The sequence below is a fragment of the Burkholderia sp. IDO3 genome, from assembly GCF_003366075.1.
Taxonomy (GTDB): domain Bacteria; phylum Pseudomonadota; class Gammaproteobacteria; order Burkholderiales; family Burkholderiaceae; genus Burkholderia; species Burkholderia anthina.
Window position 1 is genome coordinate 2329947 of the sequence record NZ_CP028963.1, and the last position, 19826, is coordinate 2349772.

The following is a 19826-nucleotide window of genomic DNA, read 5'->3' on the forward strand; positions in this document are numbered from 1 at the left end:
GCTGCGGCACGACGCCGCGCGTCCTCGATATCACATGGGGCGGTCAGGCTGCAAGCACAGCGGTGACGGCCACGAGAGGCAAAGAAAGACTGTCTGCGGCTCGCCGGAACGCGCAGACGTTTTGTTAGAATGGCTCGGAGTATAACATTCCGATTTACGCCTATGAAACCTCATCGCGGCCGCGCGCCGAGCGCTGCGACCCTCGTTGCGACCGCCGTCATGGGCGTCGCGCTGGCGCTTTTCGCAGCCCCTGCGGCGCATGCGCAAAAGGCCCCGGCCGTCGCCGACGGCACCCCTGAAATCGACGCATCGATCGCCGGCAAGCAGTGGAAACAGGCGCTCGCGCAACTCGACGCCCGTATCGCGGCGAACCCGCACGACGTGCAGGCGCAGTTCAAGCGCGGCACCGTGCTCGCGCGCCTGAACCGCGATGACGACGCGATCCAGCAATTCGTCGCGATCACGCAGGCGTACCCCGAACTGCCCGAACCCTACAACAACCTCGCGGCGCTCTACGCGAAGCACGGGCGCTACGACGAAGCGCGCAGCGCGCTCGTCACCGCGACGCAATCGAACCCGAGCTACACGCTCGCGTACGAGAACCTCGGCGACCTGTACCTGCGCCTCGCGGCCGAATCGTACAAGCGCGCGCAAGCGCTCGGCCATACGAGCGGCGCGACGGCCCAGCGCCTCGCCGATCTGCAGAAGATCGTATCGCCGCCGAAGTCCGCCGCGAACGCGCGCGCCGTCACGCCGGCAACGCGCGAGTACACCGACCGCGCGGCCGCGAACGTGAGCACCACCACGCTGCCGATGTCGCCGACGTTCCAGTTCAACGGGCCGTCGGGGGCGCTGGCGGCGCCGTACGTCGCGCCGTCGCAGTAAGCGGCGCAACCTTTCTTCCCTCCCAACCTGAGGATCGCAATGAAACGTCTGTTGCTGGCGCTTGGCGGCGCCGCCCTTCTCGCGACCGCGCCCGCGTTCGCGCAATCGGCTACCGCGCACCCCGTCGTGCAGCTGAAGACCTCGCAGGGCGACATCCGCGTCGAGCTCTACCCGGAGAAGGCGCCGAAGACGGTCGCCAACTTCCTCGATTACGTGAAGGCCGGCCAGTACAACGGCACGATCTTCCATCGCGTGATCAAGGGCTTCATGATCCAGGGCGGCGGCTACAAGACCAACTTCGACGAGAAGCCGACCCGCGCGCCGATCCCGCTGGAAAGCCGCAATGGTCTGAAGAACCTGACCGGCACGATCGCGATGGCACGCACGAGCGATCCGAATTCGGCCACCGCGCAGTTCTTCATCAACACGGTCGACAACAGCGGCCTCGACTACCCGAACCCGGACGGCAACGGCTATGCGGTGTTCGGCAAGGTCGTGTCGGGCCTCGACGTCGTGAAGAAGATCGAAGGCGTCGCGACGACCTCGCGCGGCCCGATGCAGGACGTGCCGGCCCAGCCGGTCGTGATCGAATCGGCCAGCGTCGTCTCGAAATAAGCACCTGCCGGCACGTCCGGCGCCACACGCGGCCGCGTCGCACGACCGGCCGCGTGCCATTTAAACCGCCTTACCGAAGGAATCCATCATGGTTGAACTGCACACGAACCACGGCGTGATCAAGCTCGAGCTCGACGCCGCGAAGGCACCGAAGACGGTCGAGAACTTCCTGAACTACGTGAAGAAAGGCCACTACGACGGCACGGTGTTCCACCGCGTAATCAACGGCTTCATGATCCAGGGCGGCGGCTTCGAGCCGGGCCTGAAGCAGAAGCCGACCGATGCGCCGATCGACAACGAAGCGAACAACGGCCTGAAGAACGACAACTACACGGTTGCAATGGCGCGCACGAACGATCCGCATTCGGCCACCGCGCAATTCTTCATCAACGTGAACGACAACGACTTCCTGAACCACTCGTCGCCGACGCCGCAGGGCTGGGGCTACGCCGTGTTCGGCAAGGTCGTCGAAGGTCAGGACGTGGTCGACAAGATCAAGGGCGTCAAGACGGGCAACGCGGGCTTCCATCAGGACGTGCCGGCCGACGACGTCGTGATCGAAAAGGCCGTCGTGGTCTGACGCGCGGTAACGGAGGCACTTCGATGTTGCAGGAGAGTCCGCCGCGAAGCGTCTCCGCGGGCGTGCCTGGCGAGCGCGAATACGCGCAAGCCGCACGCCCGTTCCTGTTTCTCTCCGATCTGCACCTGAGCGAAGCGATTCCGAAGACGGTCGCCGCGTTCGAGCATTTCGTGAAATACACAGCCGACAGCGCCGATTCGGTGTTCATCCTCGGCGACCTGTTCGAATACTGGATCGGCGACGACATACTCGACGACGATCCGTTCGCGGCACGCATGGCCGCGCTGATGCATACGTTCTCGGAGCGCGGGATCGCACTCTACGTGATGCACGGCAACCGCGATTTCCTGCTCGGCCGGCGCTTCATGAAGGCAGCCGGCGCGATGCTGCTACCCGATCCGGCGCTGATCACGGCATTCGGCCAGCGCATCGTGCTCGCCCATGGCGATGCGCAATGCACGGCCGATCGCGGCTATCAGGTGTTCCGGCGGTTCGCCCGCAATCGCGTCGCGCAATGGCTGTTTCTCGCATGGCCGTTCCGCTGGCGCCGCGCACTCGCGCAGCGGATGCGCTCGAACAGCGAAGCGGGCCGGATGCGCCCCGCTTCGCCGGTCTACGACGTCACGCGTGAAGGCGTTGCCGCCCTGTTCCGGAAAAGCCGGGCGAGCGTGATCATCCACGGCCATACGCACCGCCCTGCGCGGCACGTCGAACCGGGCGGAATTCGCTGGGTGCTGCCCGACTGGGATCTCGACCACGGCATGCCGCGCGGCGGCTATCTGCGCGTCGACGCGGAAGGCATCCACGCGATGCCGCTCGACTGACGCAAACCGCGCCGCCGGCCACCGCCGGCATGCGCTTACGACTGGCGCTCGACCGTCTTGCCTTCCAGCACCGCCGACAACCGGCGCAGGTCCAGACGCGCCGCATCCGCACCCTGCAGCGTTTCCAGATGCGTGCCGAGTTGCTCGAGCGCCGCGACGATTTCGTCGACGCGCCGGCTTTCCTTCGCCGCATGATCGATCAGGCCGTGAATCGCGAGCGACATCGGATCGTCGGCGTTCGGCGTGATCCCGTATGCGCAGAACGCAGCACGCTCCGGCTGCGGCTTCGGCTGAGCCGGCATCACGATGCGCGCCGGATTGCCGACCGCCGTGCCGCCCGCCGGCACCGGCTTCACGACGACTGCGTTCGAACCGATCTTCGCGCCCGCGCCGACCGTGAAACCGCCGAGCACCTTCGCGCCCGCGCCGACGATCACGCCGGCCTCGAGCGTCGGATGGCGCTTCGCGCCGCGTGTGAGCGACGTGCCGCCGAGCGTCACGCCCTGGTAGATCGTGCAGTCGTCGCCGATGATCGCCGTCTCGCCGATCACGACACCCATCCCGTGATCGATGAACACGCGCCGGCCGATCGTTGCGCCCGGATGGATCTCGATACCGGTCAGGAAACGTCCGGCCTGCGACGCGAAGCGCCCGAGCCAGTAGCGCTTCGCGCGCCAGCACGCGTGCGCGAAACGATGCAGGACGAGCGCGTGCAGCCCCGGATAACAGGTCAGCACTTCCCAGGCACTGCGAGCGGCGGGATCCCGCTCGCGAATCGTCGCAACGTCTTCGCGCAGTCTAGTGAACATGATCTGATCGGGGAAAAGGCCGGCGTGCCCCGCCGGCGATGGCCGGCCGTTATCGCGCCGGGTAATTTGCTTATGACGTTCGGCGATTGTAGGGCCAGTCGCGCGCGGCCGCACAGCACCGCGCGTTCACCCCGCCGCCGGCGCGGGTATTGGCGCCGGACGCTTGCGGTGACGGCCTTCCCGGATCGAGCGGCGAACCGGCGCGCGCCGGACCGGCACCGCCGGACGACCGATACGGCACGATCGCTGCGGGCCGGAACGCCGGGTTCGCAGCGTCCGGCATTCAGCGCGCCGACCGCTCAAGCATCGCCGTCGGGCGTGCCGGATTTCAGCAGGATGTGCTTCGCGATGCCGCGCAGGATGTTGACCTCCTCGCGCTCGAGGCCCGTGCGCGAAAACAGCCGCCGCAGCCGCGGCATCAGCTTCTTCGGGTTGCGCGGGTCGAGGAAATCGAGCGCGATCAGCGCGTTCTCGAGATGCGCGTACATCCGCTCGATCTCGTCGCTCTGCGCGAGTGTGCCGACCTCGGCCTGCGCCGGGTGCGACGACTCGCCGTGCTGCCCCAGGAGCGCGACGCGCAGCTCGTACGCGAGCACCTGGATGGCCTGCGCGAGATTCAGCGAACTGTAGGCCGGGTTCGCCGGGATATGCGCGAGTACGCTGCACTGCTCGACGTGCTCGTTCGCGAGACCCGTGCGCTCGTTGCCGAACACGAGCGCGATGTCGCCGGTGCCGACCTGCATGCACGCCTGCTCCGCGGCCGCGCGCGGCGCAAGGCGCGGCGGCCCGTATTCGCGCGTGCGGGCGGTCAGCGCAATCGACCAGTGGACGCCGGACAGCGCGTCGCCAAGCGTGGGCACGACATGCGCGGACGCGAGGACGTCGTCCGCGCCGCTCGCCATCGCGATCGCCTCGGGGTCGCTTTGTACGTGCGGCACGCGCGGCGCGACCAGCACGAGCCGCGAGAAACCCATCGTCTTCAGCGCGCGGGCGGCCGCCCCGACATTGCCGGGATGGCTCGGCTCGACGAGCACGAAGCGGGTGGACGTGAAACCGCCCGACGGCGGCGGGGAGGTGGCCGCGCCCGATTCGGACGGCGCGGCGGTGTTCTGCGGAGTTTCCACTACGATACGGCTCGGTTCATCGGAATGGCAGTATGGTATCGCCATCGCCCCGGCAAACCCACTCGTCCGGACGGACAGTGGGGTTTCCCCGCATTCCGGTCACCTGAAACTCTCGAAAATCGGGTAAAATCATGCGTTTACGCGTCGCACCTCGTGCGGCGCGGGTCGTACCCCGCTCTTTGTCAATTTGCGTCTCATCTCGCCAGGCACGTTTGCGCCGTTCCGGGCGGGTTGTCCCACTTCGTGGCGGCTCGTGCCGCCGGCTACAGGATTCAGGCTCATGCATCCCATGCTCAACATTGCTGTCAAGGCTGCGCGCCGCGCCGGACAGATCATCAATCGCGCCTCCCTCGATCTCGACCTGATCGAGATCCGCAAGAAGCAGCAGAACGACTTCGTCACCGAAGTGGACAAGGCCGCCGAAGAGGCGATCATCGAGACGCTGAAGACCGCCTACCCCGACCACGCGATCCTCGCGGAAGAATCGGGCGAATCGGAGAACGAATCCGAATTCAAGTGGATCATCGATCCGCTCGACGGCACGACCAACTTCATCCACGGCTTCCCGTACTACTGCGTATCGATCGCGCTCGAGCATAAAGGCGTCGTCACGCAGGCCGTCGTCTACGATCCGAACAAGAACGACCTGTTTACGGCCACCCGCGGCCGCGGCGCCTACCTGAACGACCGCCGCATCCGCGTCGGCCGCCGCGACCGCCTGTCGGACGCGCTGGTCGGCACGGGCTTCCCGTTCCGCGAAAAAGACGGCCTCGACGCCTATGCGCGCCTGTTCACCGAAATGACGCAAGCATGCACGGGCCTGCGCCGCCCGGGCGCCGCGGCGCTCGACCTCGCGAACGTTGCGGCCGGCCGTCTCGACGCATTCTTCGAGCAAGGCATCAACGTGTGGGACATGGCAGCGGGCAGCCTGCTGATCACCGAGGCCGGCGGCCTCGTCGGCAACTACACGGGCGACGCCGATTTCCTGCATCGCCATGAGATCGTCGCGGCGAACCCGAAGATCTACGCGCAGATGATCCCGATCCTGAACCGCTACAGCCGCCTGCACCCGGCAGCGGAGTAAGCCTTGAGCCGCACCCGTACGGTGCGGCTTTTGCGCGAACCACTCGCCGGTACCGTCATGATGGAGCGTCTGCCGCCGTTCGATTGCGCCGAGGGATAACGCATGTTCCCCGCGCAAGAACCGCTTCAGGCGCCTATCCTGACATTGCGCGCGTCGTCTGTGCTGCAACCCGCCGAGCGTTTCCCGGCACCAACCGGGTCGTCTGCGGAATGCGCGCGCGGCGCACCACGCCGCCATCGGCATGCCGCCCCCCACCCGTCTCAACACCGCCACGACGTCGTGGCAACCGTATCCGAATACTCATGTTACGGCTAAGCGAACTTAAACTCCCTCTCGACCACCCCGAAAGCGCCCTTGAAGCCGCGATTCGCGCGCGCCTCGCGGAACTCGGCGTGGCGGCGGACGGGCTCCTCCGTTACACGGTGTTTCGCCGCGCGCACGATGCGCGCAAGCGCTCCGACATCAAGCTCACGTATATCGTCGATGTCGAAGTCAAGGACGAAGCGGCCGTGCTCCCGCGACTCGCCGGCACGCCGCATTGCGGCGTGACGCCCGACATGGCGTACCACTTCGTCGCGCAAGCCCCCGAGCACGGCGACTTCCTGCGCCCGGTCGTCATCGGCATGGGGCCGTGCGGCCTCTTTGCAGGGCTGATCCTCGCGCAGATGGGCTTTCGCCCGATCATCCTCGAACGCGGCAAGGCCGTGCGCGAACGCACCAAGGACACCTTCGGCCTGTGGCGCAAGAGCGTGCTCAACCCCGAGTCCAACGTGCAGTTCGGCGAAGGCGGCGCCGGCACGTTCTCCGACGGCAAGCTGTACAGCCAGATCAAGGATCCGAACCACTACGGCCGCAAGGTGCTCGACGAATTCGTCAAGGCCGGCGCGCCGGAGGACATCCTGTATCTGAGCCGGCCGCACATCGGCACGTTCCGCCTCGTCAGCATGGTGGAAAAAATGCGCGCCACCATCCACGAACTGGGCGGTGAAGTACGCTTCGAAACCCGGGTCGAGGACATCGAAATCGATCAGGGCAAGGTACGCGCGCTCAAGCTGTCGAACGGCGAAACGCTGCGGTGCGACCATGTGGTGCTGGCCGTCGGCCACAGCGCGCGCGACACGTTCCAGATGCTGCACGATCGCGGCGTCTACGTCGAAGCGAAGCCGTTTTCGCTCGGCTTCCGGATCGAACATCCGCAAGGGCTGATCGATCGCAGCCGCTTCGGCAAGTTTGCGGGCCACAAGCAACTCGGTGCGGCCGACTACAAGGTCGTCCACCACTGCAGCAACGGACGGGCCGTCTACAGCTTCTGCATGTGCCCCGGCGGCACGGTGGTCGCGGCGACCTCCGAGCCGGGCCGCGTGGTCACCAACGGGATGAGCCAGTATTCCCGCGCCGAGCGCAACGCGAACGCGGGTATCGTCGTCGGCATCACGCCGGAAGACTATCCGGGCGGGCCGTTGGCGGGCATCGCGTTCCAGCGCAAATGGGAAGAACGCGCGTTCGAACTCGGCGGCGGCGACTACAGCGCACCGGGGCAACTGGTCGGCGATTTCATCGCGGGCCGGCCGTCGACGTCGCTGGGCTCCGTGGTGCCGTCGTACAAACCCGGCGTGCACCCGACCGACCTCAGCACCGCACTTCCCGACTACGTGATCGAAGCCATTCGCGAAGCGCTCCCGCAGATCGACAAGAAGATCGCCGGCTTCGCGATGCACGATGCCGTGCTCACCGGCGTGGAGACGCGCACGTCGTCACCGATCCGGATTCGCCGCAAGGACGACTACCAGAGCGTGAACACCGCAGGGCTCTATCCGGCCGGCGAAGGCGCGGGCTATGCGGGCGGCATCTATTCGGCGGCCATCGACGGTATCGAAGTCGCGCAGGCCGTGGCGCTCGACCTGATGGCGACGCACACGTCCTGAGTTGCCGGAAAGTTGCCGGAAAGGCTCGGCACACGAAGATTCGTGTGCCGAGCCGAACCTGACAACGCAACATGGGGCGCTCGCGCGGCGCCACCCTGTCCAGACGAGCCGCGCGTAGCGGCCACCTCGTTAAAGCCATCGGAAGGCAGCGAGCTGAAACGCAAAGCCGACCGCGCCGTTGCTGATCTTCCCGCGCCGGGCCGCACTCGCCTCCATGGCCATTCCTCCGGCTGCAAACACCCTCCTCCCGGTTTGCGCACCAGACGACCGCCCGGTCATCACCGCGCACGATGCCCCCTCCGCAGTTGAACCTCGAGCGCGTTCGCGCCTGCCTGCCACGACCTCGATAACGCGCGCACGCGGCGATCGGGCACGGCGATGTGGTGGCGCTCCGGGCGCGACCGCCTTGCAGGTATTCGTTGCCGCGGTGGTCATGCGGCGCCCGCGCTCCCGCAAGAAAATCCGGGCGATACCTGCGTCTTTTCATGACGACCGGATGTTATTGAATGGTCATCGCAGAACAGGTGGATTCCGATACCCGTTTGATCCAGCCAAGTTACCTCCCGGCTTTTCAATAGCGCGACGCTTCAGTAGACTCCCGTTTCCGTTGGCGCGGCATTCGCGTGCCGGTTGAAAATCCCGATCCATAATAAAACCCGACAGACCATTCATTCGGGTGGACGAAAGACGGTCGGACGCACTGCTTCGGTAATTCGTCCGGAGCCGCGACGACTCCTATCAGGAAAATGCAATGCTAAGAGTAACGAAAGCAGTTTTCCCCGTAGCCGGTTTAGGCACACGCTTTCTGCCGGCAACCAAGGCCAGCCCCAAAGAAATGCTGCCCGTCGTCGATAAACCGCTGATTCAGTACGCCGTCGAGGAAGCGATCGCCGCCGGGATCACCGAAATGATCTTTGTCACGGGCCGAAGCAAGCGTGCCATCGAAGATCATTTCGATAAATCGTACGAGGTCGAAGCAGAACTCGAAGCCCGCGGCAAAGAAAAACTGCTGAATCTCGTGCGCAGCATCAAGCCGCGCAACGTGGACTGCTTTTACGTACGACAGCCCGAAGCACTCGGGCTCGGACATGCGGTGCTCTGCGCTGAAAAGCTCGTCGGCGATCATCCATTCGCCGTCATTCTGGCCGACGACCTGCTCGACGGTGAACCGCCCGTCATGAAGCAAATGGTCGATGTGTTCGATCATTACCATAGCTCGGTTATCGGCGTCGAAGAAATCCCGCCGTCCGATACGAAATCGTATGGGGTGGTCGACGGTAAAGAATGGGAAGAGTCGATCATCAAGATGTCCGGAATCGTCGAAAAACCGGCACCCGATGTCGCACCGTCCAATCTCGGCGTCGTCGGCCGCTATATTCTCAAACCGCGGATTTTCAAACATCTGCGCGGACTGAAACCCGGCGCGGGTGGCGAGCTTCAATTGACGGACGGGATTCAGGCGTTGCTCGCAGAAGAGCAGGTTCTCGCCTATCGGTACGCCGGCACCCGATACGATTGCGGCAGCAAGCTCGGCTACCTGAAAGCGACGGTCGATTTCGCGCTCCGCCATCCCGAGGTCGGGAATGATTTCACCGCGTATCTGGCTGCACGGGCGCACGCGACGCCGGCGGAATGACCTGAAGACTGATTCGATGCCGCCGGCGTTCGGGATGCGTCCCGCGTTCTCGATTGCCGGGACATCGGAGTCACCGCGCCGCCGTCGGTTTCGATCGGTGTGCGGCTCGCTACGCCACCTGCCGCTGCGCTTCGGTCTGCCCGCGTGTCCGTCTCTTCAATGCATGACGCAATGAAGCAGGCCTTCGACGACGATCCCGGCGTCGGCGTGCTGAATGCGGGTCCGCTCGTCCGTTGCGTCGCCCGGCACGCTCAGCGTCCGTTACATCTGTCCCCGCACCTCGGATTCCTGGGGCGCCGCCGTCCGCAGGCCCCTGCAGCGAGCGGTTGAAAAAGATAAAGACGAGCTTCGAATCGCGGACCGAAACTGTCCGATTGGCGAACATCGGCCGTAACGACCGGAGCCACTGGTAAACTCGGGCAACTCAAGCAACAACTTTACGCCGGATCTATGACCACGCTGTCGCCCGAGGCCTTTGCAGGCCACACTCCGATGATGCAGCAGTATCTGCGCATCAAGGCCGATCATCCTGACACGCTCGTCTTCTACCGGATGGGCGACTTCTACGAGCTGTTCTTCGACGACGCGGAGAAAGCCGCGCGCCTGCTCGACCTGACCCTCACGCAGCGCGGCGCATCGGCCGGCACGCCGATCAAGATGGCCGGCGTCCCGCATCACGCGGTCGAGCAGTATCTGGCGAAGCTCGTGAAGATGGGCGAATCGGTCGCGATCTGCGAGCAGATCGGCGACCCGGCCACGTCGAAAGGGCCGGTCGAGCGCAAGGTCGTGCGCGTCGTCACGCCCGGCACGCTGACCGATGCCGCGCTGCTGTCCGACAAGAACGACGTCTATCTGCTCGCGATGTGCTCCGGTCACAACAAGCGCGGCATCGCGATCAATATCGGCCTCGCCTGGCTGAACCTCGCGAGCGGCGCACTGCGGCTCGCCGAAATCGAACCCGACCAGCTCGGCGCCGCACTCGAACGCATCCGGCCGGCCGAAATCCTGACGGCGGACGGCGCGACCGACGCCGTGCCGGCAAGCGCCGGTGCGATCAAGCGCGTACCCGCGTGGCACTTCGACATCGCCTCGGGCACGCAGCGTCTGTGCGACCAGCTCGACGTCGCCGGCCTCGACGGTTTCGGCGCGCATTCGCTGACGAGCGCATGCGGCGCGGCGGGCGCGCTGTTGCTGTACGCGGCCGCGACGCAAGGTCAGCAGCTGCGTCACGTGCGCAGCCTGAAGGTCGAGAACGAAACGGAATACATCGGCCTCGATCCGGCAACGCGCCGCAACCTCGAACTGACCGAAACGCTGCGCGGCACCGAATCGCCGACGCTGTATTCGCTGCTCGACACCTGCTGCACGACGATGGGCAGCCGCCTGCTGCGTCACTGGCTGCATCATCCGCCGCGTGCGTCGGTCGCCGCGCAGTCGCGCCAGCAGGCGATCGGCGCGCTGCTCGAAGCACCCGCGAACGCGAGCCTGGATGCACTGCGCAGCGCGCTGCGCCAGATCGCGGACGTCGAGCGGATCACCGGGCGCCTGGCCCTGCTGTCCGCGCGGCCGCGCGACCTGTCGAGCCTGCGCGACACGTTCGCGGCCCTGCCGGCATTGCGCGAGCGCATCAGCGCGATCGTCGCGAACGCGGATGCGCTCACGCGCGTCGACGCGGCGCTCGCGCCGCCCGCCGAATGCCTCGACCTGCTGACGAGCGCGATCGCGCCCGAGCCGGCCGCAATGGTGCGTGACGGCGGCGTGATCGCACGCGGCTACGATGCGGAACTCGACGAGCTGCGCGACATTTCAGAGAACTGCGGACAGTTCCTGATCGATCTCGAGGCACGCGAGCGCACGCGCACCGGCATCGCGAACCTGCGGGTCGAATACAACAAGGTGCACGGCTTCTACATCGAGGTCACGCGCGGCCAGACCGACAAGGTGCCCGACGACTATCGCCGTCGCCAGACGCTGAAGAACGCCGAGCGCTACATCACGCCCGAACTGAAGACCTTCGAGGACAAGGCGCTGTCCGCCCAGGAACGTGCGCTGGCACGCGAACGCGCGCTGTACGACGGCGTGCTGCAGGCGTTGCTGCCGTTCATTCCCGAGTGCCAGCGCGTCGCGTCGGCACTCGCGGAGCTCGACGTGCTCGCCGCGTTCGCCGAGCGCGCCCGCACGCTCGACTGGGTCGCGCCCACCTTCACCGACGAAATCGGCATCGAGATCGAACAGGGGCGTCACCCGGTCGTGGAAGCGCAGGTCGAGCAGTTCATCGCGAACGACTGCCGGTTCGGCACCGAACGCAAGCTGCTGCTGATCACCGGCCCGAACATGGGCGGTAAGTCGACGTTCATGCGGCAAACCGCGCTGATCGCGCTGATGGCGTATGTCGGCAGCTACGTGCCCGCGAAATCGGCATGCTTCGGCCCGATCGACCGCATCTTCACGCGAATCGGCGCGGCCGACGACCTCGCCGGCGGCCGCTCGACGTTCATGGTCGAGATGACCGAAGCCGCGGCGATCCTCAACGACGCGACGCCGCAAAGCCTCGTGCTGATGGACGAAATCGGCCGCGGCACGTCGACGTTCGACGGCCTCGCACTCGCATGGGCCATCGCGCGCCATCTGCTCGCGCAAAACGGCTGCTACACGCTGTTCGCGACGCACTACTTCGAGCTGACGCAACTGCCGGCCGAATTCCCGCAAGCGGCCAACGTCCACCTGTCTGCCGTCGAGCACGGTCATGGCATCGTGTTCCTGCACGCAGTCAACGAAGGGCCGGCGAACCAGAGCTACGGGCTGCAGGTTGCGCAGCTCGCGGGCGTTCCGGCACCCGTGATTCGCGCCGCGCGCAAGCATCTCGCGTATCTCGAACAGCAGTCGGCCACGCAGCACACGCCGCAGCTCGACCTGTTCAGCGCGCCGCCGGCGGCAGCCGACGAATTCGAATGCGCGGATGCGCCGGCGCCGTCCGACATCCCGCATCCGGCACTCGAAAGGCTGCGCGACATCGATCCCGACGATCTCAAGCCGCGCGACGCCCTCGACCTGCTGTACGAACTGCGCACGCTGGTCCGTTCGCACGATGCCGACGGGCACGCCTAAACGCCTCCCGTCGGGCCGGCCGGCCCGCGTCGTCGCCGCGCTCGCCGCGGCCGCGCTCCTGCTGGCGCAGGCCGGCGCACAGGCCGCGCCACCCAAGCGCGCGGCCCCGCCCTATTCGTTCGCGGTCATCTCGGGTGTCATCAGCGTGCCCGCCGACGAGCCGGCGGCGCAACGACTGCTCGAATCGATCGCGCGCGAGCGCAACCTGGCCTTCGTCGTCTATGCAGGCGACATCAAGGGCGCGCAGGAAGCGTGCCGCGACTCGCTCTATATGCAGCGCGGCGCGATCCTGGACGCGTCGCGCGTGCCGCTCGTGTTCATCCCCGGCCACGACGACTGGGTGACGTGCAACACCGCGGCAGGCGGCAGCTACGATCCCGTCGAGCGACTGGACTTCCTCCGTCAGACACTGCTCGCCGATGCAGCGCTGCCCGACACCGGCGCACTGCCGATCACGCGCGAAAGCGAGGTTGCCCGATTCCGGCCGTATCGCGAGAACGCACGCTGGATGCACGACGACGTCGTCTACGTCGCGCTGAACGCACCGGCACCGAACAACCACTTCCTGACCGCCGGCGGCCGCAACGGCGAATTCGAAGACCGCATCATCGCGAACGATTTCTGGATCGACCATGCGGCCGAATATGCGAAGCGGCGCGAAGCGCGTGCGATGGTGGTGATTTTCGAAGGCGATCCGCAGTTCGATCGCTACGACCGCGCGGAACGGTTTGCATGGCTGCGTTTCAACCGGCCGCGCGTGCGCGACGGCTTCCGTGAACTGAAACGAACGCTGGTGAAGGCGGCAGCGGCATTCCGCGGCCCGATACTGGTAATGCACGCAAGCAGCGAACCGCTCGCGAACGGATTCCTGATCGATCGCCCGCTGCATGCGGACGACGGTGCGCTGGTGGGCAATGTGACGCGCGTCGCGATCGGACCGCGTCATCCAGCGAATCAATGGGTGAAGGTGAGCATCTCGCCGGCCCGGCAGACCATCTTCAACGTGAGCCTGCACGACGTGCCGAAGAACCTGCCGATCCCGCCCGCGCTGCCGCTCGTGCCGCGCGACGATGTCCCGCTGCCCCAGATGCCGGAAATTCCGGCGTTGCCGGCCCTGCCCGACTCGTCGTCGGTCGCGCCGCCGCTGCAAGGCGACGGCACGATGCCGGGCGGTGCGTCGTGGCCCGCGCCGCCCCCTGCTTCAGGGCCGGCGCCGGGCCTGCCGGACAGTTCAGTGCAGGGTACGCCCTGACGGCGCGTCGCCGTCCTCGTCTTCGTCCTCGTCGACGATTTCCAGCCCTTCCGCGCCGTGCGCGTGCTCATGCTCGATCTCGTCTTCGGTCGCTTCGCGCACGTCCTTCACGGTGAGCGCAAAGCGCAGCGCCATGCCCGCGAGCGGGTGGTTGCCGTCGAGCACGACTTTGTCTTCGGCGATGTCGGTGACCGTGTAGATCAGCGAATCGACTTCCTCGTCGCCGTCTTCCGGCGTGCCTTCGAACTGCATGCCCACTTCGAGCGGCTCGGGAAAACGATCGCGCGGCTCGATCTTCACGAGTTCGGGATCGTAGTCGCCGAATGCGTCCTGCGGTTCGAGCTGAACCTGCGCCTGGTAACCCGGCTCCTGGCCGTCGAGCTGTTCCTCGATCTTGGGGAACGTGCCATCATAGCCGCCGTGCAGATAGATCATCGGCTCGTCGCTTTCCTCGATCAGATTGCCTTGTGCATCCGACAGCTTGTAAGTGACCGATACGACGGTGTTTTTTGCGATTTTCATCCAATTCTCCCAAATACAAGTCTCATTATACGATGCGCAACCGGTCTCAAGCCGAACCGCAGGATGCCGCCGCCGCGCTCGGCGCGCCGTCCCCCGATCTTCCCACGCCGCTGCTCGGTGGGCTTACGCCGGCGCAATTCATGCGCCGCTACTGGCAGAAAAAGCCGCTGCTGATCCGCCAGGCGATTCCCGGAGTGAAGGCGCCGGTCACGCGCGACGCGCTGTTCGAGCTGGCTGCCGACTATGACGCGGAATCGCGACTGATCACGCATTTTCGTAACAAGTGGCAACTGGCGCACGGTCCGTTCGAACCGGGTTCGCTGCCGGCCGTTTCGCGCAAGTCCTGGTCCTTGCTCGTGCAAGGGCTGGACCTGCACGTCGACACGGCACGCGCGCTGCTCGACCGCTTCCGCTTCGTCCCCGACGCACGCCTCGACGACCTGATGATCTCGTATGCGACGGACGGCGGCGGCGTCGGCCCGCACTTCGATTCGTACGACGTGTTCCTGCTGCAGGTCGAAGGCCGGCGCCGCTGGCGCATCGGCGCCCAGAAGGATCTGTCGCTGCAGCCGGACGTGCCGCTGAAGATCCTCGAGCACTTCGAGCCGAGCGACGAATGGGTGCTGGAACCCGGCGACATGCTGTACCTGCCGCCGCACATCGCGCACGACGGCGTGGCCGAAGGCGAATGCATGACCTGCTCGATCGGCTTTCGGGCGCCGTCCGCCGGGGAGCTGGGCGCGCAGTTCCTGTACTACCTCGCGGAGCGCGGCGGCCTGCGCGACGAGCACGGCGACACCCTCTATCGCGATCCGAAGCAGCCCGCGGTCGGCTCGCCAGCCGAACTCCCGCCTGCGATGGTCGAACGCGTCGCCGAGATCGTCGATGCGATCCGCTGGCGCAAGCGCGACGTCGCGCAATTCCTCGGCTGCTACCTGAGCGAGCCGAAATCGAACGTCGTATTCGAGCCGCCGGCACGCCCGCTGTCCGAGGCCGCTTTCGTTGCCCAGGCGTCACGCCGTGGCGTGTATCTCGACAGACGCGCCGCATTGATGTATAACGCGCGCTCGTACTTCATTAATGGCGAGGAAGAACCGCTCGAGCAGGCCGGTGAATGGCTGCCCGAACTGGCCAATCTGCGCCGGATGGAGGCGAAACGGTTTGTAACACTATCCCGGGTTCCCTCAATGACAGCCTTGCTGCACGAGTGGTATTGTGCGGGCTGGATACGGGTCGGAAACCGGGTTTAGTGGGCCGCCCCGTATGCCCGTACAGATCAAATTCTGTATGGGAAAGACAACGTATTGACCCCGCATTTGTCGACGGTCGATAGGAAAGTGCATATAATTTCCGCCCAAGCCGTAGGGAAGATTCACGCTCTAGAAGTGCGTCTCCACCAGCGGCCCAGGTCGGTGTTGGAGCACATTACCGGTATTGTTTCGCGCTGTTGCTTACCTTTAACCATAAAAGGACGTGATCATGAAGAAATCCCTCCTCGTAGCTTCCCTGTTGGCTGCTGTTGCACTGGCTGCTTGCAACAAGAGCGCTGATCAAGCTGCTTCGTCGGCTGCTAGCGACGCATCGGCTGCTGCTTCGTCGGCTGCTTCGGCAGTTGCTGGTGCTGCGAGCGACGCTGCTGCTGCTGCTTCGTCGGCAGTGGCTGCTGCGAGCGACGCAACGGCTGCTGCAGCGTCGGACGCTTCGGCTGCCGCGGCTGCTCCGGCTTCGGGCGCAAGCCAGTAAGCCTCAGCGTCAGCTGAAAAAAAACCGGCCCGAGGGGCCGGTTTTTTTACGTCTGCCGATTCCGCGCATCGCGCCGGACAACCGTCCGATCGGGCCAGGCGCCGCCGCCCGCCCCGCTCAGTCGAGCGTCAGCCAGTCGAAGCCCGCATCCTGCGTGGCCACGACCACCTCCTCCCCGTCCGTTCCCAGCACGCCGGCCAACGCCTGGCGGGCCAGCTCCGGCCGATTGTTCTGCTGGCTCAGGTGCGCCGCAACCAGATGCCGCAAACGGCTGCGTTCGAGCGACGCAAGGATACCGGCCGCCGCATCGTTGCTCAGGTGGCCGTGATTGCCGCCGATCCGCGCCTTCAGCGACTGCGGGTAGCGGCTTCCCGCGAGCATCGCGGTATCGTGGTTGGATTCGAGCACCAGCGCGTCGCAGCCGCTCAGGACGGTCGTGATGTGCGACGTAGCCATCCCGACGTCGGTCAGCACGCCGAGCCGGCTGCAGCCGTCCATGAAGACGAACTGGAGCGGTTCCCGCGCGTCGTGGGGCACCGTATAGGGCATGACGGCCAGATCGCGTATCGAAGCCGTCTCGTCGCCCCACAGCACGTGGAGATCGACATCGGCCTCGTCCGCGCCCACCGCGCGTGCCGTGCCCCAGCTCATGTAGAGCGGCAGCGACCCGCGCCGCGCGAGCGTCAGCGCACTGCCGACGTGGTCGCTGTGTTCGTGGGTAATGAGGATCGCATCGAGATCGTCGATGCCGAGATTCAGGCGGCCGAGCCGGCGCTCGACCTCCTTTGCTGAAAAGCCGCAGTCGAGGAGCACACGGGTGGTCGTCGTACCGCTCGAGGCCTCGACGACCAGCGCGTTGCCTTCGCTGCCGCTACCGAGGCTGGCGAAGCGCACGCGTTAGTTCAACTGCGCGTGGAGCAGCGAAATGATCCGCTGCGCATCCGACGAGTTGTCGACCTGGCCGTTTGCGTCGACCACCGCGACCTGCGTGCCGCCATTGCCCTGCGCGCGCACGTTGACCAGGTATTCCTTGCCGGGCTTGGCTGCCGTCGGGCCGCCGTAGAACAGCTTGCCGAACAGCCCGTCGCGCTTGAGCTCTTCCACCGTATTCGCGTAGCGGACGGTGTACAGGCCCTTTTCGCGGTCGCGATTGTCGACCGCGAAGTTGGTGCGGTCGAGTGCGAGGCCGACACGCAGCCACGCACGGTCGAACGATTCGGCCAGTTGCAGCGTCGCCGCGCCGTTGCTCGCGTCGCTGACCTGCGCCTGTGCCGCCGCCGGATGCGCATCGGCCAGCAGTTGCTTCGCCTGCGCATCGGTCAGGCCGAACTTCTGCATCAGCTTCGACAGGAACACGGCCTCGAGCACCGGATTGCGCGGACGCTCTTCCCAGCGCGACGACGTGCCGCCCTGCGGGCCGACCATCATTTCCTCCATCGCGCTGTGCGTGATCGAGATGTCGGTGTTGCCGTTCGGCGTGCGGGTCACGAGCGTACGGAAACGGTCGCGCGTGCCGGACGAGTATGCGAAGTCGATGACCTTGCCGATCGTGCGGCGGAACCAGTCGTCAGGAATGTTCCCGCGGTTCTCGGCCCAGTCGGTCGCCATGATGCCGGTCGACGGCGCGTCGGTCTTCAGCGAGAAGCCGTTTTCCTGCCAGAATTCCTTCAGGATCGGCCACAGCTGCTCGGGCGTGCGTCCGTCCACGACGAGCCAGCGGTGGTCGCCATCGCGCTCGATGTGCATGCCGAGCGGATCCTGCGCGCTCGGGACGCCGTCGGTGGCGTTGCCGGCGGTCGTCGTCGCCCGCGGCGGCAGCGTGCCGAGGCCGGCGTTGGTCGGCGGCGCGACGAACTGCTGCGTCGTCGGCACGGGCTTCAGGTCGCTCGGCACCGCAAGCGGCGGCGCCGAACCCGTGTTCTTGTAGTTGACCCGGTCAGGGGCCAGATAATCGTTCAGCGTATCGCAGCCGGCGAGCGCGCCCAGCGCCAGCGCCACCACCGAAACCTGGATGGCGCGAGAGGAAAAGGCGAAACGTTTCATGAAATCCTTCGTCTTGCTAGAACGCTCGTCAGGAGCGGCGCCGGACGGAGCCGGCCGGTGCGGGTTGATGAGGGGTCGAGCCGGCGGCCGCAGGGCGCGGCCGCCTCTGCATCAGGCGAGAACGCCGGCCTCGACGAGGGCCGAACGCACGACATCGTGGCAGCGCTCGTCGAGCGGCGTGAGCGGCAGGCGAATGCCGCCCTGCATCTTGCCCATCGCCTGCAGCGCCCACTTCACCGGAATCGGGTTCGCCTCGATGAACAGGTTCTTGTGCAGCGACAGCAGCTTCATGTGCAGCTCGCGCGCCGTTGCGACGTCGCCGGCCAGCGCCGCGCGGCACAGGTCGCTCATCGCGCGCGGCGCGACGTTTGCCGTCACCGAAATATTGCCGTGGCCGCCGAGCAGCATCAGCGCGATCGCGGTCGGATCGTCGCCGCTGTAGATCGCGAAATGCTTCGGCGCGGCCTTGATCAGGTGTGCGGCGCGATCGATGTTGCCCGTCGCTTCCTTCACACCGATGATGCCCGGCACCTGCGCGAGGCGCAGCGTCGTCTCGTGCGCCATATCGGCAACCGTACGGCCCGGCACGTTGTACAGGATCACCGGCAGGTCGACCGCTTCCGCGATCGTCTTGAAGTGCCGGTACATCCCTTCCTGCGTGGGCTTGTTGTAGTAAGGCACGACCTGCAGCGTCGCGTCGGCGCCGACGGCCTTCGCGTGCTTTGTCAGCTCGATTGCCTCCGCCGTCGAGTTGCCGCCCGCGCCGGCGATGATCGGAATGCGCTTCGCCGCATGCTCGACCGCCGTGCGGATCATCAGGATGTGCTCCTCGACGCTGAGCGTTGCCGACTCGCCGCTCGTGCCGACCACGACAAGCGCATCGGTGCCTTCCGCGATATGCCAGTCGATCAGTTTGCGGAACGCCGGCAGATCGAGACTGCCGTCTTCGAGCATCGGGGTGACGATCGCGGGGATGCTGCCGCGGATTTGAATGCCGTCTTGGGTGCCGTTAGCCATGAAACGCGATTGATTGATGTACCGGTAAACGTTGAGATTGTAGCGGATTAGCCGGGCAGTTCGTAACGTGGAATTCCCGCCCCCGCCGTCGGGGTCGCGCCCTCGCGTACTGCGCAGATGCGCTGAACGAATGCCTCGCGCGGCGCGGCGACGAAGCCGTCCTCGTACGCGACCACCCGCAGGCGGCCGCGCACCGCGTCCAGCAACTCGCCAGGAGCGAGCAGGAACGCGGGATTGGACGGTTTGCCGACCGTTTCGTTTCCTTGCGCGAAGGTTTCGTAGATCAGCACGCCGCCTGGCGCCAGTGCATCAAGCAGATGGGGCCAGAGCGGACGATGCAGATAATGGGTGACGATCACGGCCGAAAACGACTGCTCGGCCGGCAGCGGCCATGGCGCGCCCTCGAGGTCGGCATCGCGCACGTCGACGCCGGGCATCGCGCGCAATGCGGCGAGCGCGGCCGGGTCGCGGTCGACTGCAACGACCGGATGCCCGCGCGACGCGAACCAGCGTGCGTGGCGGCCGCCGCCCGCGGCAACGTCGAGCACCGCGCCGCCTGCCGGAACGAGCCCGGACCACCGGGCGACCCAGCGCGACGGCTCGGTCTGGGCGACGTGGCCGCCCGCGGCGGCAATGACAGGTTCGCGCATGCCGTCCGC

Annotated in this window: 18 protein-coding genes; 10 read left to right on the forward strand and 8 right to left on the reverse strand. The window is 66.1% G+C overall.

Annotation, left to right across the window (positions count from 1 at the left end):
* Positions 1-162: 162 nt before the first annotated feature.
* The 4 genes from DCN14_RS25475 to DCN14_RS25490 all read left to right on the forward strand — a co-directional run bounded on the left by DCN14_RS25475 (position 163) and on the right by DCN14_RS25490 (position 2904).
* On the forward strand, positions 163-885 hold the full coding sequence (locus DCN14_RS25475) for a tetratricopeptide repeat protein (RefSeq protein ID WP_162826242.1): 723 nt from the start codon (positions 163-165) through the stop codon (positions 883-885).
* 39 nt (positions 886-924) lie between these two features.
* Positions 925-1500, forward strand: a complete 576-nt coding sequence (locus tag DCN14_RS25480) for a peptidylprolyl isomerase (protein WP_096507280.1) — start codon at positions 925-927, stop codon at positions 1498-1500.
* An 88-nt stretch (positions 1501-1588) separates the two neighbouring features.
* A complete protein-coding gene (locus tag DCN14_RS25485; protein ID WP_011352518.1) occupies positions 1589-2080 on the forward strand; it encodes a peptidylprolyl isomerase in 492 nt (163 codons plus the stop codon).
* A gap of 23 nt (positions 2081-2103) precedes the next feature.
* Complete coding sequence (locus DCN14_RS25490) at positions 2104-2904, forward strand: UDP-2,3-diacylglucosamine diphosphatase (RefSeq protein ID WP_096507279.1); 801 nt, start codon at positions 2104-2106, stop codon at positions 2902-2904.
* Positions 2905-2939: 35 nt separating this feature from the next.
* Here the strand turns inward: DCN14_RS25490 and cysE are convergent, their stop codons facing one another.
* Together cysE and DCN14_RS25500 are read right to left on the reverse strand one after the other, a co-directional pair.
* On the reverse strand, positions 2940-3713 hold the full coding sequence (cysE, locus tag DCN14_RS25495; protein ID WP_096507278.1) for a serine O-acetyltransferase: 774 nt from the start codon (positions 3711-3713) through the stop codon (positions 2940-2942).
* A 299-nt stretch (positions 3714-4012) separates the two neighbouring features.
* The gene (locus DCN14_RS25500) at positions 4013-4837 is read right to left on the reverse strand and encodes an RNA methyltransferase (protein WP_096507277.1); all 825 of its coding nucleotides are present in this window, start codon (positions 4835-4837) and stop codon (positions 4013-4015) included.
* A 280-nt stretch (positions 4838-5117) separates the two neighbouring features.
* On the opposite strand from DCN14_RS25500, the gene DCN14_RS25505 reads away from it, so the two are divergent.
* From DCN14_RS25505 to DCN14_RS25525, 5 genes are all read left to right on the forward strand, one after another.
* Positions 5118-5921 carry an inositol monophosphatase family protein gene (locus tag DCN14_RS25505; protein ID WP_096507276.1) on the forward strand — a complete coding sequence of 268 codons (804 nt, stop codon included), beginning with the start codon at positions 5118-5120 and terminating at the stop codon, positions 5919-5921.
* 302 nt (positions 5922-6223) lie between these two features.
* The gene (locus tag DCN14_RS25510) at positions 6224-7846 is read left to right on the forward strand and encodes an NAD(P)/FAD-dependent oxidoreductase (protein WP_096507275.1); all 1623 of its coding nucleotides are present in this window, start codon (positions 6224-6226) and stop codon (positions 7844-7846) included.
* Positions 7847-8597: 751 nt separating this feature from the next.
* On the forward strand, positions 8598-9482 hold the full coding sequence (gene galU / locus DCN14_RS25515) for a UTP--glucose-1-phosphate uridylyltransferase GalU (protein WP_096507274.1): 885 nt from the start codon (positions 8598-8600) through the stop codon (positions 9480-9482).
* A 450-nt stretch (positions 9483-9932) separates the two neighbouring features.
* Positions 9933-12590 carry a DNA mismatch repair protein MutS gene (gene mutS / locus DCN14_RS25520; protein ID WP_096507273.1) on the forward strand — a complete coding sequence of 886 codons (2658 nt, stop codon included), beginning with the start codon at positions 9933-9935 and terminating at the stop codon, positions 12588-12590.
* The gene (locus tag DCN14_RS25525) at positions 12571-13842 is read left to right on the forward strand and encodes a hypothetical protein (RefSeq protein ID WP_096507272.1); all 1272 of its coding nucleotides are present in this window, start codon (positions 12571-12573) and stop codon (positions 13840-13842) included. Before mutS ends, DCN14_RS25525 begins: the two co-directional genes overlap by 20 nt.
* On the opposite strand, the gene DCN14_RS25530 is transcribed toward DCN14_RS25525, so the two are convergent.
* The gene (locus DCN14_RS25530; protein ID WP_096507271.1) at positions 13822-14364 is read right to left on the reverse strand and encodes a peptidylprolyl isomerase; all 543 of its coding nucleotides are present in this window, start codon (positions 14362-14364) and stop codon (positions 13822-13824) included. The two genes, DCN14_RS25525 and DCN14_RS25530, sit on opposite strands and share 21 nt — an antisense overlap.
* A gap of 32 nt (positions 14365-14396) precedes the next feature.
* Here DCN14_RS25530 and DCN14_RS25535 point away from each other — a divergent pair, with 32 nt between their 5' ends.
* Positions 14397-15614 carry a cupin domain-containing protein gene (locus DCN14_RS25535; protein ID WP_096507270.1) on the forward strand — a complete coding sequence of 406 codons (1218 nt, stop codon included), beginning with the start codon at positions 14397-14399 and terminating at the stop codon, positions 15612-15614.
* A 320-nt stretch (positions 15615-15934) separates the two neighbouring features.
* Here the strand turns inward: DCN14_RS25535 and DCN14_RS38470 are convergent, their stop codons facing one another.
* The 5 genes from DCN14_RS38470 to DCN14_RS25565 all read right to left on the reverse strand — a co-directional run bounded on the left by DCN14_RS38470 (position 15935) and on the right by DCN14_RS25565 (position 19817).
* A complete protein-coding gene (locus DCN14_RS38470; RefSeq protein WP_172441931.1) occupies positions 15935-16099 on the reverse strand; it encodes a hypothetical protein in 165 nt (54 codons plus the stop codon).
* 125 nt (positions 16100-16224) lie between these two features.
* The gene (locus DCN14_RS25550; protein WP_096507268.1) at positions 16225-17001 is read right to left on the reverse strand and encodes an MBL fold metallo-hydrolase; all 777 of its coding nucleotides are present in this window, start codon (positions 16999-17001) and stop codon (positions 16225-16227) included.
* Between the two features lie 3 nt (positions 17002-17004).
* A complete protein-coding gene (gene bamC, locus DCN14_RS25555; RefSeq protein WP_096507267.1) occupies positions 17005-18150 on the reverse strand; it encodes an outer membrane protein assembly factor BamC in 1146 nt (381 codons plus the stop codon).
* 111 nt (positions 18151-18261) lie between these two features.
* Positions 18262-19167, reverse strand: coding sequence for a 4-hydroxy-tetrahydrodipicolinate synthase (gene dapA, locus DCN14_RS25560; RefSeq protein ID WP_096507266.1), 906 nt, complete (start codon positions 19165-19167; stop codon positions 18262-18264).
* A gap of 47 nt (positions 19168-19214) precedes the next feature.
* Positions 19215-19817 carry a class I SAM-dependent methyltransferase gene (locus DCN14_RS25565; RefSeq protein WP_096507265.1) on the reverse strand — a complete coding sequence of 201 codons (603 nt, stop codon included), beginning with the start codon at positions 19815-19817 and terminating at the stop codon, positions 19215-19217.
* Between the last annotated feature and the right edge of the window lie 9 nt (positions 19818-19826).